The 13,961-nt window shown below is 73.0% G+C and carries 10 protein-coding genes; 3 read left to right on the forward strand and 7 right to left on the reverse strand.

All coding sequences use genetic code 11. From position 1 onward, the window contains the following. Nucleotides 1-58 precede the first annotated feature (58 nt). The gene (locus BLASA_RS15130; RefSeq protein WP_014377065.1) at nucleotides 59-2,638 is read right to left on the reverse strand and encodes an ATP-binding protein; all 2,580 of its coding nucleotides are present in this window, start codon (nucleotides 2,636-2,638) and stop codon (nucleotides 59-61) included. A 752-nt stretch (nucleotides 2,639-3,390) separates the two neighbouring features. On the opposite strand from BLASA_RS15130, the gene BLASA_RS15135 reads away from it, so the two are divergent. Both BLASA_RS15135 and BLASA_RS15140 read left to right on the forward strand, forming a co-directional pair. Continuing rightward, the gene (locus BLASA_RS15135) at nucleotides 3,391-4,014 is read left to right on the forward strand and encodes a hypothetical protein (RefSeq protein WP_014377066.1); all 624 of its coding nucleotides are present in this window, start codon (nucleotides 3,391-3,393) and stop codon (nucleotides 4,012-4,014) included. 547 nt (nucleotides 4,015-4,561) lie between these two features. Next, nucleotides 4,562-5,632 (forward strand): class I SAM-dependent methyltransferase, encoded by a 1,071-nt coding sequence (locus BLASA_RS15140; protein WP_014377068.1) that lies wholly within the window; start codon nucleotides 4,562-4,564, stop codon nucleotides 5,630-5,632. Between the two features lie 119 nt (nucleotides 5,633-5,751). Here the strand turns inward: BLASA_RS15140 and BLASA_RS15145 are convergent, their stop codons facing one another. The 3 genes from BLASA_RS15145 to BLASA_RS15160 all read right to left on the reverse strand — a co-directional run bounded on the left by BLASA_RS15145 (nucleotide 5,752) and on the right by BLASA_RS15160 (nucleotide 10,551). Continuing rightward, nucleotides 5,752-8,778 carry a BTAD domain-containing putative transcriptional regulator gene (locus BLASA_RS15145; protein ID WP_014377069.1) on the reverse strand — a complete coding sequence of 1,009 codons (3,027 nt, stop codon included), beginning with the start codon at nucleotides 8,776-8,778 and terminating at the stop codon, nucleotides 5,752-5,754. Between the two features lie 247 nt (nucleotides 8,779-9,025). After that, nucleotides 9,026-9,550, reverse strand: a complete 525-nt coding sequence (locus BLASA_RS15155) for an SRPBCC family protein (protein ID WP_231839469.1) — start codon at nucleotides 9,548-9,550, stop codon at nucleotides 9,026-9,028. Beyond that, nucleotides 9,520-10,551: an LLM class flavin-dependent oxidoreductase gene (locus BLASA_RS15160; RefSeq protein ID WP_014377071.1), complete on the reverse strand. Its 1,032-nt coding sequence runs from the start codon at nucleotides 10,549-10,551 to the stop codon at nucleotides 9,520-9,522. Before BLASA_RS15160 ends, BLASA_RS15155 begins: the two co-directional genes overlap by 31 nt. A gap of 53 nt (nucleotides 10,552-10,604) precedes the next feature. On the opposite strand from BLASA_RS15160, the gene BLASA_RS15165 reads away from it, so the two are divergent. Next, nucleotides 10,605-11,105: a winged helix-turn-helix transcriptional regulator gene (locus BLASA_RS15165; RefSeq protein WP_014377072.1), complete on the forward strand. Its 501-nt coding sequence runs from the start codon at nucleotides 10,605-10,607 to the stop codon at nucleotides 11,103-11,105. Nucleotides 11,106-11,159: 54 nt separating this feature from the next. On the opposite strand, the gene BLASA_RS15170 is transcribed toward BLASA_RS15165, so the two are convergent. From BLASA_RS15170 to BLASA_RS15180, 3 genes are all read right to left on the reverse strand, one after another. Beyond that, nucleotides 11,160-11,522 carry a nuclear transport factor 2 family protein gene (locus BLASA_RS15170; protein ID WP_014377073.1) on the reverse strand — a complete coding sequence of 121 codons (363 nt, stop codon included), beginning with the start codon at nucleotides 11,520-11,522 and terminating at the stop codon, nucleotides 11,160-11,162. 275 nt (nucleotides 11,523-11,797) lie between these two features. After that, a complete protein-coding gene (locus BLASA_RS15175; protein ID WP_014377074.1) occupies nucleotides 11,798-12,772 on the reverse strand; it encodes an SDR family oxidoreductase in 975 nt (324 codons plus the stop codon). Beyond that, nucleotides 12,769-13,953, reverse strand: a complete 1,185-nt coding sequence (locus BLASA_RS15180) for a zinc-dependent alcohol dehydrogenase (protein WP_014377075.1) — start codon at nucleotides 13,951-13,953, stop codon at nucleotides 12,769-12,771. The genes BLASA_RS15175 and BLASA_RS15180 overlap by 4 nt, the downstream gene beginning before the upstream one ends. Nucleotides 13,954-13,961: the final 8 nt, after the last annotated feature.

Raw genomic sequence — 13,961 nt, forward strand, 5'->3', positions numbered from 1 at the left:
ATCGGTATCTGCACGGGCATCGGGCCGCCTGCACACGGGCCTCGGCGGCCGCGGATACCTAGACCAGGTGGAGGTCGGCGCTGCGCGCGACCGCCTCGGCGCGGTTGGCCACCCCGAGCTTGGTGAAGATGCCGGCCACATGGTGTTCGACGGTTCGCGGTGACAGGTGCAGCACCGCGGCGATGTCGGCGTTGCCGCGCCCCTCCCGGACCAGGGCGAGCACCTCCAGCTGGCGGTCGGTCAGGTGTGCGGGGTTGGCCCGGGTGGAGGGGAGCGCCCCTCGCGGCACGGTCAGTCCGGCATCCCGCATACGGCGGCAGCTGCGTTCCTCCAGGGGACGGGCCTCCAGGGCCCGGGCGATCTCGACGGCCTCGGCCAGCGACTCCTCGGCGTGGCTGAGCGACAGCAGGAGGGCTCGGTCGTGCTGCCAGCCCACGGCGCCGAACGCATCGGCCGCCGCCCGCCAGTCCCGTTCCATCATGGCGGCGTACGGCTCCGGGGCCGGCCCCTGGAAGTCGTGGGGAACGCCGCACACGGTGGCCCAGGCCGCGACCCGCGCGCCTGCCGCACCGCAGCGCAGCGGCTGAAGGCCGACCCTCCGGGTGATGTCCTCCAGCCGGGCCACCGGCAGGGGGGCACCGCAGGTGAGCGCCCGCTCGACCTGCAGCTCCAGCACCGGGGCGATGCGCTTGAGTTCTCCCGTGCGGTCGGCGTCCGCCGCCGCTGCGGCCAACCGGGCGTCGGCGTCGTCGTCCCCGCGCCGGACGGCCCGCTCGGCGAGGACTGTGCGGGCGACCAGGCCGGCAACCGTGCTCTCGGGGGCGGCCGTACGGGCCAGCGCCGCCCGGGCAACGATGGAGGCGTCATCCCCTTCGCCCCGCCGCAGGAGCAGCCAGGCGCGGACCGCCTCCAGGTAGCCGACCATCGTGTCGACCTCGTGCTCGCGGGCGTACCCCACACCCTCCTCGAGGGAACGGAGCGACTGCTCGGGCCGCACCCAGAGCAGGTTGCAGAAGGCCAGGGCCGTGTAGCTCAACACTGCGTGCTGGTGGGATCCGGTTCTGCGGGCGGCGTGCAGGGCGGCGTGGAGCAGGCCGGTGTCGGACGGGTCGAGCTGCATGCGCGTCGCGCCGACGGCGGCAAGAGCCCGGCCGAGGACGACGTCGTCATCGGCAGCCAGCTCCAGCGCCCGCGTCCCCCAGCGCAGCGCGTCCTCCGCCCGGCTGGCGAGCATCGCCAGCTCGGCACAGCCGACGTAGCCGCGGGCCACCTCGGCGGAGGATCCGCTGCGGATCAGCGCCCGCAGCGCGGAGCACGCGTCGTGCCACGCCGATGCCCCGTCCCCGGCGAACCAGTGCAGCTGTGACCGCAGCTGCCTGCAGCGTGCTACCGCCTCTTCGTCACCCACCGCCTCCGCCAGGTCGATGGCCGCGTCCGCTGCCCCGACGGCCTCGTCACTGCGTCCGACCAGGTGCGCGGTCTCCGCCAGCTCCTCCCAGAGGCGGGCCCGCTCCGGCGGAGCGAACCGGCCGCTGCAGCCCGCGGCGCGCCGGAAGTGAGCCAGGGCCTCCCGATGGGAGTCCAGCGCTCGCGCCTGCCGCGCAGCCGGCAGTGCGTAGTCGGCCACCACGTCCGGAACCCCGGCGGCCTCGGCATGGTGGACCAGTTCGGCCGGCTCGGCGCCGATGTCCTGCAGGGCCCGCAGCAGCATCCGGTGCAGCTGCCGGCGACGACCCGGCGGCACGCTGGACCGGACGGCGGCCCGGGTCAACTCGTGACGGAAGCGGACGTGCTGGGGATCGCTGGTCAGCAGCTGCCGGCGCTCGGCCGGCTCCGCCGCGGGAGCCCAGTCGGGGTCGAGGACGTCGAGCAGCCGGGTGGGCATCCGGGACGGGACCATCGACACCAGTTCCAGCAGCTGCCGGGGCCGGTCGGGCAGTCGCGCGACGCGGCTCAGGACCGCGTTGGCCAGCGAGGGAGGGGGCGGCCCGCCGCCGGACGCCAGGAGCTCGGCGACGAAGAACGGGTTGCCGTTGCTGAGGGCGTAGATGCGGTCGGCGTCCTCACCCGCGAGTGCGGCCACTGCCTGGCGGGACAGCGGCGCGAGGTCGACGGTGACCGTGGACGCCCGCTGCAGAGCGTCGATCGCAGACCACAGCGGGTGGCCGGGATCCACCTCGCCCAGGCGGAGGGTCAGCACCAGCAGGACCGGCAGATCGGCGAGCCGCCGACCCAGCACGGTGATGGCGTCGATGGTCGCCTGGTCCGCCCAGTGGACGTCCTCGAGGACGAGCACGGTCGGCGTCCGTCCTCGACGCAGGTCGTCGAGCAGCATCCGGTGCACCGAGGCAGCACCCGTCGCGGGCTCGCGGCGCAGCAGCTCGGCGCAAGCACCGGAGAGCTGGTCGGCCAGATCGCGGAAGGGCCCCAGCGGCCGTGGCGTGGCCAGGTCGTCGCAGAGCCCCATCAGGACCCTGACGTCGGTCCGGTGACGGTCGGCGAAGTGCGTCACCAGCGCCGTCTTCCCGATGCCGGCCTCGCCGGTCACCAGGACGACCGATCCGCGTCCATCCGCCGCTGTCTGCAACACGGCCTCGAGCGCGTCCAGTGCTGCCGTGCGTTCCACGAGGTCGGGCATCTGCACTCCTCCGGGCTCTGCTCGCCCGGAACCGTCCGGGCCCTGCAGTCCCGTCTTCCCGTCCTGTGATGGATGCGGTCATCCCACGGTAGGTCGACCGGTCAGCGGTTCGGTACCCCTCCGTCGGATCGGACATCCGATCGTCAGGAACGCATCGGCCGGTGGATCTGCTGCCGTGCGGACACTCCGCTGCTTCGTCGACGCATATGCTGGTCGAGCAGCATCCCGATCAGCAGGGCGAGCGGGTCCCGGCTCAGCAGCTCGTCGGCGGCAGGGTCCTGCGTGATGGTCAGGGTCGGACGCTCGAGTCCTGCCGCACCCGCCCACAGGATGACGTCTGGCCGCTGTGCCGGCTACCGCCAGCCCTGATGAAGCCGCTCGGCTGTGAGAGGTCCGGTGCACCCGGTGCTGAGCAGTCGGCTCGATCGCGCGGGGGCAGGGTGGGTCCGACCAGGCTGCCGCGGAACGACTCCGGCCGTCGCCGACACGGTGGCTGCGTACCGGAGCGCACCGCCCGGCCACGGACGGCGCCCACCTCTGCCACGCGGCCAGGCCGAGGTGCAGACCGGACGGCTGGACAGCTTCAGCGGCCGACACGGCGTCCTTCCCGCCGCGCAGACCGCATCCTGAGCACTCAGCTCGGGCATCGCCGGCCGCTGCCCGGTACCCCCTGCGTCCCGCCTTCCCGGGCGGCGATGAGTTCCCCGCTGGCCGACGGTCCACCTGTCATCGACCGCGCGAGGAGCAGCCACGTGGACCAGCTGCTCAGAATCCAGAACTTCACCGTCTCCAGCGACGGCTTCGGTGCCGGCGAGGGCCAGAGCCTGGAGCGGCCGTTCGGTCACGCCGATCCCGGTGCGCTCATGACGTGGGCCCTCGCCACGGCAAGTTTCCCCAATCGCGCCGTCCCAGGAGGCAGTCGCGGGCTCGACGACTACTTCACCCGGGACTTCGCGCACGGCATCGGCGCCGAGATGATGGGGCGCAAAAAGTTCGGTCCCCAGCGTGGCACCTGGGAGGACCACGAGCGGCAGGGCTGGTGGGGTGCCGAGCCGCCTTTCCACACCCCTGTGTTCGTGATGACCCACCATCCGCGCCCGTCGTTCACGCTCTCCGACACCACGTTCCACTTCGTCGACGCCGACCCGGCCACGGCCCTCGACCAGGCGCGGGAGGCGGCCCAGGGCGGGGGCGGGACGTCCGACTCGGAGGTGGGTCCACCGTCATCCGGCAGTTCCTCGACGCCGACCTCGTCGACACGATGCACGTGGCGGTCTCACCGGTGGAGTTCGGCCCCGGCGTACGGCTCTGGACCTCACCCGACGAGCTGCTCGACCGCTTCCACCTCGACGTCGTGCCCGGCCCGAGGGGGGTGACGCACCACCTGTTCTGGCGCAAGCGACACACCGAGCAGCTCGTCGGCCGCGGCGTCCTGGGCGATCTGGAGGTCCGGCGCTGGAGAGCTTCGTCGGGCGGCGGAAGTCGTAGGTCCGCGACTCCCCGCGCCGACTGCGCGGCCGCCGCCCCGGCCCCGGCCGCCACTCCTCCCGCCCCCGCCGGCCACAGCACCCTCGGCGGGGACCGGGAGCACCCTGACCGGCGCCCGGGATGCCGCCGGCCGGGTGGGGAGCGTGCGGTGCGTGGTGTCGGTGGTGCGGATGGGACGCGGCCGTGGTCGGCGGGGACGATGTGCGCTGAGTGGGAGCTCCGCCGCCTGGAACTCCCACTCAGCGCACATCCTCGGCCTGACTTACGCGATGTCGGCCTGCAGGTCATCCGTCCGTCGGGTGATCCTGCCCGGTCCATGGCCGCAGGACGAGGCCCCGGTCGCGTACGGACCGGCAGCGACAGGTGCCTGAAAGCCGGATGAGAGCCGCTACGGGGATGCTCCGAGGCGTCGGAACCCGATGACGAGGAGTGGACATGTCGATCGATCAGCAGAAGGTCGAGCAGTTCCTGGGCCAGGTCGTCGGCGACCTCGGCGCCACGGTCTCCAGCGCGCTGGCCCACCTCGGCGATCGGCTCGGCCTGTACCGGGCGATGGCCGGTGCGGGACAGCTGACGCCGGGGCAGTTGGCGGAGCGCACGGGGACGCACGAGCGATACGTCCGTGAGTGGCTCGCCAACCAGGCGGCCGGAGGCTACGTCGAATACGAGCCCACGCACGGCACCTACCGGCTCCCACCGGAACACGCGCTGGTGCTGACGGACGAGGACAGCCCCGTGCACATGGCCGCCGGCTTCGAGCAGATGGCTGCGATCTGGGCGATCGAGGAGAAGCTCGAGTCGGCGTTCCGGTCGGGGGACGGCGTGGCCTGGCACGAGCAGAACCCCCGGTTCTTCGGATCGACGGAGGCGATCTTCCGGCCTGCCTACCGGGCCCACCTCGTCGAGGAGTGGATCCCCGCGCTCGACGGCGTGGCGGGGCGGCTACAGGCGGGCGGTCGGGTCGCCGACGTGGGCTGCGGCCACGGCGCCTCGTCGATCCTGCTCGCCCAGGCGTTTCCGAACGCCACCGTCTCGGGCTTCGACTACCATGACGCCTCCATCGAGACCGCCCGGCGACGTGCCGCCGAGGCCGGGCTGGACCGCAGCGAGCGGATTCACTTCGACGTCGCGGACGCCGGTGGCTATCCCGTCCCCGCGGCCGGCTACGACCTGATCTGCTTCTTCGACGCCCTCCACGACTTCGGCGACCCGGAGAGAGCCGTCGTCCACGCGCGGGACGCGCTCTCCGAGGGCGGCACGGTGCTGCTCGTCGAGATCCGTTCCGGCGACCGCACCGAGGACAACCTCAATCCGATCGGCCGGCTCGGCTACGGCATGTCCACCTTCGTGTGCACCCCCAACGCGCTCTCCCAACAGGGTCGGTACGCGCTGGGTGGGCAGGCCGGCCCCGCGGCGATCGCCGAGATCTTCGAGAAGGCCGGCTACACGCAGTTCCGTCAGATCGCCCAGGCACCGATCCACCAGGTGTTCGAGGCCCGTCCGTAGCGTGCGGATTCGACAGGACACAGACATGCCCACCGCGCACCGGACCTCGGAGGGCACGTACGCCGAGGTGGTGCTGGGTTTCCTGGCCGAGCACTCGCCGGAGACCGCCGGCTCGGGCGCTACCCGCTCCCCTCGGCCGACGGCGCGGTCAGCAGACGCTCGATCTGCTCGAGCACGAACGTGACCACGTCCTCGTCGCTCATGCACCGACCGCGCGTGTCGGCGGCTGCGAACGTCTCCTCGCCCAACGACCGCCGCAGAGCGACGGCCGCGACCTGCAGACGGTCGGCGTCCGCACCGAAGGGCGGGGCACCGGTGGTGGCGGTGCACACCGCGCCGTGCAGGACCGCCGCGGCCTCGTCGGCTCCGACGCGCTCGAGCAGGACCACGAGGTTGTGCAGCGTCGTCCACAGGTGGACCCGGTCACCGCAGGTCCGCCAGTAGTCGACGATCTCGCGGAAGGCGAGCAGCGCCTCCTCCGGCTTCCCGTGCCGCGCCGCCAGGGAGGCGACGGACACCCGCGCCACCCCGGCCACGAACCGGTTGCGCACCGGACGGGTGGCCTCGATGGCCTGGGAGAACGCGGCGAGCGCCACCTCGGGGGCGGCGTCCAACCGGATCTCACCCTCGAGGTAGCTGAAGCCCGCCCGCAGGCTCGGCGTGCCGGCCCTCGCGGCGACCTGCCAGCCGCTGTCGAGGCGAGAGCGCGCCTCCTCCGGCTGCCCGCGGTAGGCGGCCGCGTGCACAGGCAGGAGATGGCTCAGCGCCTCGAAGTAGGCGCTCGCCGCCGAACGCGCCCGCTCGCGGAGCTCGTCCCCCCACCGATCGACGTCGTCCAGGCGGCCCTGGTAGAGCGCGATCTCCGCCACAAGCTGCGTGGCACGGAGAATCACCTGCTCGTCGGAGGTCGCCGCGAGCACCTGGGCACCGTCCTCGAGCGCCCGGTCCAGCTCACCCCGTTGCATGCGGCCGATCGCAGCCGTGAGCAGGGCCGCCGGACGGGCGGGGTGGGTGGAGACTCCCGGCAGCTCGAGAGCGCGCTCCGCCCACGCGTACACCTCGTCGCTGAGCCGGTAGTACGCGTAGTCGCCCAGCAGACCGGGGAGTCCGAGTGCGACGTCGAGCTGTCCGGCAGTGCATGCCCGGTGCTGCGCGGCCCGGACGTTGGCGAACTCGGTGTCGACAAGGTGCACCCAGGAGGCCTCGTCGGGACCGCGCAGACCGTCCGCAGCGTTCGCTGCCAGCACGAGGTAGTGCTCGGCATGACGGCGACGCCACGACGGCAGCTCACCCCGCTCCTCGAGGTGGGCCTCACCGTAGGACTGGAGGGTCTCCAGCAGGCGGTAGCGCGCGTGCCGGTCCGAACGGTCGACGACGACCAGTGAGTGGTCGACCAGTTCGGCCAACCGGTCGGCCACCGCACCGGGGGGCACACCGTCGCCGGCGCAGACCCGACCAGCGGCGTCCGGCGCGAACCCGCCGGCGAACACCGCGAGCCGATCGAAGAGCCGCCGGGTCACGACGGGGAGCAGCTCGTAGGACCAGTCGAGCATGGCGTGCAGGCTCCGGTGCCGGGGCGAGGGAACGCCGGAGCCGTCGGTCAGCACGTCGAGGCGGGCATCGAGGCGCTCGGCGATGTCGGTAGGGGTCATGGATCGCGTCCGCGCCGCGGCCAGCTCGATGGCCAGGGGCAGACCGTCGAGCCTCCGGCAGACTTCCAGGGCGGCCGTCCGGTCGGGGCCGGTCCACTCGACGGTGGGGTCGGCCGACGCGGCCCGCTGGCAGAACAGTTCCACCGCGGTGCCCGGCCCGCGATCCACGACGTCCAGGGGCAGAACCGGCCAGACCTGCTGGCCGGCGACGTGGAGCGGTTGCCGGCTCGTGGCCAGCACGTCCACGGTCGGGCATCCGCTCCGCAGCCGGTTCACGAGTTCGGAGGCGCCGTCCAGCACGTGCTCGCAGTTGTCGACCACCAGCAGCACCTGCTGGCCGCGCAGCACCTCGGGCAGGCTGTCGATGCTCCCGCGCTCGGACGGCAGCACGCCCAGCGCGGTCGCGACCACGTCCGGAACCGCGCTCGAGTCCTCGGCGCTGACCAGGTCGCACAGCACGACGCCGTCGACGTAGTCCTCGGCCAGCTCGCGCGCGACGCGCCCGGCGAGCCGGCTCTTGCCCACGCCACCGACCCCGGTCAGCACCACGATCCGGTTCTCCTTCAGCGCTGCAGTGACGCCCCGGAGATCCGCCTGCCGACCGACGAAGCTCGTCACCTCATCGGGCAAGGCGTCGACCGTCCCCCTCGATGTCCGAGGCACTCCTCCCGGCCGACGCACGTCCACGCCGCCCTCGACCGGCGGCGCCGGCCACGGGAGGTGCTCGGCCTGGAGGAGGATCGCCCGCTCGAGCTCGCGCAACACCGCCGACGGCTCGATCCCCAGGTCACCGGCCAGCGTCTCGCGCAGTTCCCGGTAGGTGGCGAGCGCGTCCGCCTGCCGCCCAGCGCGGTACAGCGCCACCATCAGCAGGCCGCGCAGCTGTTCGCGCAGCGGGTGGCTGGCGATCGGCACCTCGAGTTCGGCCACGACATCCTGGTGGCGCCCCAGGCGCAACATCGCGTCGGCACGGAGCTCGACCGCCACCCAGCGCAGCTCCGCCAGACGCGCCGCCTCCGCGATCGCGCGCGCGTGATCGCACTCAGGCAGCGGTGGTCCCCGCCACAGCCTCAACGCCCGCCCCGTCAGCTCGACCCTCGCCCGCGGTGCCGGGGCGGCGCGCACCTCCGCGAGCAGCCGCTCGAAGCGACCGGCGTCGACCCGGTCGGGCGCGACGATCACGGCGTAGCCCCCGGGGCGCGTGACGAGCACGTCCCGGGCGGGGGCACCGCCCCCGCGCGCGAGCGCACCCCGCAGCCGGGAGACCTGGGTCTGGATCGCGCCGGCCGGACCGTCGGGTTGGTCCTCGCCCCACAGGATGTCGGCCAGCCGGTCGGTGGAGATCACCGCTCCGGCCTCGGCGAGCAGCGCCGCCAGCAGGACACGTTGCTTGCGGCTGCCGAGCCGGAGCTCGTCGCCGCCGACCTCGACGCGCAGCGCACCGAGGATCCCGAACCGGAGCGCCGGCCCCTCTGGACGTGACTGCCCGTTCATCGCCCCGACGACGGTATCGGGCGCCCAGCGGCCGCGGGAGGTGTGCTTCGTTCTTCCATGTGCTGGTCGAGCAGCATCCCGAGCAGCAGGGCGAGCGGGTCGCGGCTCAGCAGCTCGTCGGCGGCGGCGTCCTGCCGACGGCCAGCCTCGCCACCCATCCGGAGCCACAAGGGTCCGGAGACGCGCACCTCGGCCCGGCGGCTGCCCACGGCGCGCGGGATCACCCGGTGAGAGCGACCCCGCCCGGTCAGGCGGGGGGCGCTTGGCGAGCCTCGGCCATGTCCCTGATGCCGTCGACCGTGGTTTGCATGTTGGCCCGGTGCTCCTCCAGGCGGCGCGCGACGATGCGCTCCTCCTTGTCGGGGTGCGCCTCGATGGCGGTGCTCAGCCCCGACCGGGCCGGCCCCATCCGCATCCACTGCCGGAGCACGGTGCGCGCGCCGTCCGGCTCGAGAGCGAACCGCCATTCCGCCGACGGGTGCGCGGGGTCGCCGACCACCCAGCCGAACGCGCGCTCGGGCTGGTGGGCGACGACGGTGCAGGTGGTCTCCCACTCCCCGATCGCCGGATGGGCGCTGCGCCCGACGAACCGCTCCTCGTCGAGCCAGCGCACCTCCTGCAGTTCTGCCGAGAACCGCACGGGGGTGCCGATGTCGCTGACCAGCGCCCAGACCTCGGCCACCGGGGCGTCGACCAGCACCCGCACTTCGACGGTCGGCCCGTCCGCGTACCGCACGGCGCTCAGCCCCGCTGCCCGGCGGGCTCGGCGCACAGCTCCAGCAGCGTGCCGAGGGTGGTCAGCCGGTCGTCCAGCGACCCGGTGAGCTTGGCCTGGAGAGTGGTCACACCGGCGGCGCGGTAGAGGGCGATCCGTTCGCGCAGCACCTCCCGGGGGCCGAGCAGGTTGGTGCGCCGGCCGATGTCCAGCGGAACCCGGTCGGCCGCTCCTTCCCGGTCGCCGGCCAGCCACAGCTCCTGCACCGCGCGGACGTCGTCGCCGTAGCCCTGTCGCTCGAAGGCGGCGTTGTAGAAGTTCCGGGTGCGGTTGCCCATCGCACCGATGGTGAAGGCGTAGCCGCGGGCGTGCCGACGGGCGGCCTCCTCCTCGTCGCCGGTGACCTCCACGCCCACCGGGACGACGATGTCCAGGTCGGCCACGGAGCGCCCCGCCCGGGCGGCTCCGGCGGCCAGCGGCTCGAGGAACGCGGCGGCCGTCTCGGGCATGAACGCGTTGGCCAGCCAGCCGTCGGCGAGTTCGCCGGTCAGGGCGAGGTTCTTGGGACCCATCGCGGCCAGGTAGACCGGCACCGCGACCGGCGGGGCCATCGACCTGATCGCCCGGCCGGCGCTGTCGGGCAGCGGCAGCGGGTACACAGCACCGTCGTGCACGAGGCGTTCCCCGGCGGTGATCGTGCGCAGGATCTCGATCGTCTCCCGGGTCATCGCCAGGGGTGCGTCGAAGCGCACGCCGTGCCAGCCCTCCATCACCTGGGGGCCGCTGGTGCCGAGGCCGAGCAGGAACCGGCCGCCGGACAGCGCCTGCATCGACATCGACGACATGGCCAGTAGCGCCGGTGTGCGTGCACCGAGCTGGGCGATGCCGGTCGCCAGCCGGATCCGACTGGTCCTGGCGGCGAGGTAGGCCAGTGGGGTGAAGGCGTCGTACCCCCACGCCTCGGCCAGCCAGACCGAGTCCGCACCGAGGCGCTCGGCCTCCAGGACGAACGCCAGATCGTCCTCGCCGACACCGCTGACCGCGACCGCTATCCGCATGAGGGCGAACGTAGCGGGGTGAGTTCCTTCGAGCAACGCACTACGCTGTCGTCGTGACGCGCACTGACACGTCGGCCTGGCCCTGCACCATCGCCCGGGCCGTCAACATCCTCGGGGACGGCTGGAACCTCCTGGTCATCCGCCAGGCCTGCCTCGGGATCCGGCAGTTCGAGGAGTTTCAGCGAGCCCTGGGCATCGGCCGCAACATCCTGGCCGGGCGGCTGGCCCTCCTCGTCGACGAGGGGTTGCTGCGCCGGGTGGAGTACCAGCAGCGGCCGGTGCGCCACGAGTACCGGCTGACCGACAAGGGCCGGGAGGTCTACCCGGTCCTGGCGGCGATGGCGGCCTGGGGCGACCGCTGGCTGACCGGCCCGGAGGGCACCCCGCTCGTGCTGCACCACACCACCTGCGGCTGCGACATGCATGCCGTCGTCATCTGCAGCGAGTGCGAGCACGCCCTCGACATCCGCCAGGTCCGTGCCCAGGCCGGTCCGGGCCACCCGGAGCAGGCCGCCACCACTGCCGCCGCTGCACGAGGTGACGGGGCCGGCTGACGACGTCGGCGTCCTGGGCCACACCGCCGGTGGGCACCGGCGGGAACGAGACCGTCAGATCGCCTCGACCGTGTAGTGGATGGTCTGGGCGACGATCCACCCGTCCTCGATGACGAAGGAGTCAGCGCCGTCCCTGACGCGGGCGCGGTCGCTCTCGGCGGTCCACTCCAGGAAGGCGAGCCGTCCGTCGACAAGCGCAGTGGTGTAGGTGAAGGGCGCGTCAGGGAGTTCCGCGGCCAGCAGCCGCGCGAGTTCGCGCACTCCGTGGTGGCCACGGAACACGCCCCGCCGTTCCAGCACGACGCATCCGGGTGCGACGTTGCGCGCGATGTCGTCCTCGAAGCGGTGCTCGCCGGCCAACCGGAGATGGTCGGCGAAGACCTCTTCGGCCGAGCGACCCCGCAGGTCCTCCGTCATGTGCACTCCCTTCCGTCGGCGCCACCCAGCGGAGCTGGGCGGCCATGTCCTCCGGCGTGCGGACCACAGGCCGAGGCGTGCGCGGCGAACGCGGCCACCGGCCCGCGCCCCCCGTCCCGGTGTGGCCCACGGATCACGGCGACGTCACGCACGGCCCTCCTCCCCGGTGCTGCCGGCGAGGGGCAGGCGCAGCGCCTCCGGCACCGACGGGTACCGCCGCAGGCCGCCCCGGGAGCCGATCACGTGCTCGTCGGGAACCATGCTCGCGCGCCGGCTCAGCGATCGCCGGCCCGCCGGACCGCACCGGCGATCCCGGCCGCGGCGGCGACCCCACCCGCACCCACGGCTGCTCGAGCCAAGCGGTTGCGCCAGCCGCCGCGCACCCCGTCGAGGTCCGGTTGCGGTGTGAACAGGTTCCCGTCGTCGTGCGATGCGGGTTCCTTGCCGAGGGCCACCAGGCGCATCGCCAGTGGGGCCAGCTCGCTGTACGTGCGCGGCAGCAGCCCGTGCCCCCACGAGGCGACGTGGTGCAGTTGGCCGACCGTGACCTCCCGGCGTGGGTGCTCCGCGCAGCGCACGACGGCCCGGGCCGCCCGCGTGGGCGACGAGACCGGGGGCACCGGCTTGATCTCGCGCCCGGTGTAGTTCGCCGCGTGCCGGAAGATGGGCGTGTCGATCGAGCCGGGCAGCACCACGCAGACGTGGATCCCCCGGTCGCTCTTGAGCTCCTGGCGCAGGACCTCGGAGAACCCCAAGATCCCGAACTTGCTGGTCGCGTAGGCGCTGACGTACGGCGAGGTCATCCGGGCGTAGAGCGAGGCGAGATTGATGATGACGCCGCGGCCCTGCCGCCGCAGCACCGGCAGCGCCGCCCGCGCGCCCTGCATCGTGCCGAGGAGGTTCACCTCCATGATGCGGCGCTGCGCCTCGACCGGCACCTCCCCGATCGCGCCGTAGGCCATGACGGCCGCGGCGTTCACCCAGACGTCGATGCGGTCGAACTGCTCGACCGCGCGCCGGGCCAGCTGCTCCACCGCATCGCTGTCGGCGACGTCGGTCGGCACGGCGACGGCCTGCACGCCCGCCGACCGGCACTCGGCCGCTGCCTCGTCGAGCGACGGGCCGCCGCGCGCGGCCAGGACGACGTCGGCCCCTTTCTCGGCGAACCGCTGCGCGGCGGCCCGGCCGATACCGCTCGACGCTCCGGTCACGACCACCGTGGCGCCGCGGAGGTCGACGCCCCGCCTCACGGCTTGAGCACGACCTTGATGCAGCCATCCTCCTTGTTCTTGAAGATCTCGTAGCCGTGCGGGGCCTCGTCGAGCGAGAGCTTGTGCGTGGTGAGGTCCTCGGCGCCCAGCGGATCGGCGTCGTCCTGCAGCGCCGGCATGATGTCGTCGATCCAGCGCTTGACGTGGGCCTGGCCCATGCGCATGGTGACGCCCCTGTCGAACAGCTGCATCATCGGCATCGGGTCGGCCTCGCCGCCGTACACGCCGATCAGCGACACCGAGCCGGCGCGGCGGACGGAGTCGAACGCCGTGCGCATGGCCGCCATCCGGTCGATCCCGAATGTCTCCGTCGCCTTGCGCGCCAGCGGGTCGGGCAGCGTGCCGGCGGCCTTCTGGGCGAATTCCTGGAACGGCGTGCCGTGCGCCTCCATCCCGACCGCGTCGACGACGCCGTCGGCACCGCGCCCGCCCGTGAACTCGTGGATCGCGGCCGGGACGTCGTCGACCTCGTTCTCGTCCAGCACCGTGATCCCGTGCCGGCGGGCCATCTCCAGGCGCTCGGGGACGCTGTCCACGGCGATGACCTGCTCGGCCCCCAGGTACTTCGCGATCCGCGCGGCGAACTGGCCGACCGGGCCGAGCCCGATGACCGCACACGTGCTGCCCTCGCCGACGTCGGCGTACTTCACCGACTGCCAGGCCGTGGGCAGGATGTCGGACAGGAACAGCCACCGCTCGTCGGCGTGCTCCTGCGGCACCTTGATCGGGCCGAACTGCGCCTGCGGGACGCGCAGGTACTCGGCCTGCCCGCCCGGCACCTGGCCGTAGAGCTTCGTGTAGCCGAACAGCGCCGCGCCCTTGTCCTGCTCACGGACCTGCGTGGTCTCGCACTGGGCCATGTAGCCGTGGGTGCACATCCAGCAGTGCCCGCAGGAGATGTTGAACGGGATCACCACCCGGTCACCGGGCTTGACGTGCGTGACCTCCGACCCGACCTCCTCGACGATCCCCATCGGCTCGTGGCCGATGATGTCGCCCTTGTCCAAGTACATCCCGAGGACGTCGTAGAGGTGCAGATCCGATCCGCAGATCGCCGTCGACGTCATCCGCACGATCGCGTCGGTCGGTTCCCTGATCACCGGGTCGGGCACCGTCTCCACCGAGACCTTGCCCGTCCCCTGCCATGTCAGCGCCTTCATCACGTCAC

Source organism: Blastococcus saxobsidens DD2 (assembly GCF_000284015.1).
GTDB classification, from domain to species: Bacteria; Actinomycetota; Actinomycetes; order Mycobacteriales; family Geodermatophilaceae; genus Blastococcus; species Blastococcus saxobsidens_A.

Bases quoted from the DNA above. Each gene is read 5' to 3' on its own strand.
- BLASA_RS15180 (WP_014377075.1), bottom strand. From the start codon at position 13,953: ATGAAGGCGCTGACATGGCAGGGGACGGGCAAGGTCTCGGTGGAGACG.
- BLASA_RS15145 (WP_014377069.1), bottom strand. From the start codon at position 8,778: ATGAACGGGCAGTCACGTCCAGAGGGGCCGGCGCTCCGGTTCGGGATC.
- BLASA_RS15170 (WP_014377073.1), bottom strand. From the start codon at position 11,522: ATGACGGAGGACCTGCGGGGTCGCTCGGCCGAAGAGGTCTTCGCCGAC.
- BLASA_RS15140 (WP_014377068.1), top strand. From the start codon at position 4,562: ATGTCGATCGATCAGCAGAAGGTCGAGCAGTTCCTGGGCCAGGTCGTC.
- BLASA_RS15130 (WP_014377065.1), bottom strand. From the start codon at position 2,638: ATGCCCGACCTCGTGGAACGCACGGCAGCACTGGACGCGCTCGAGGCC.
- BLASA_RS15160 (WP_014377071.1), bottom strand. From the start codon at position 10,551: ATGCGGATAGCGGTCGCGGTCAGCGGTGTCGGCGAGGACGATCTGGCG.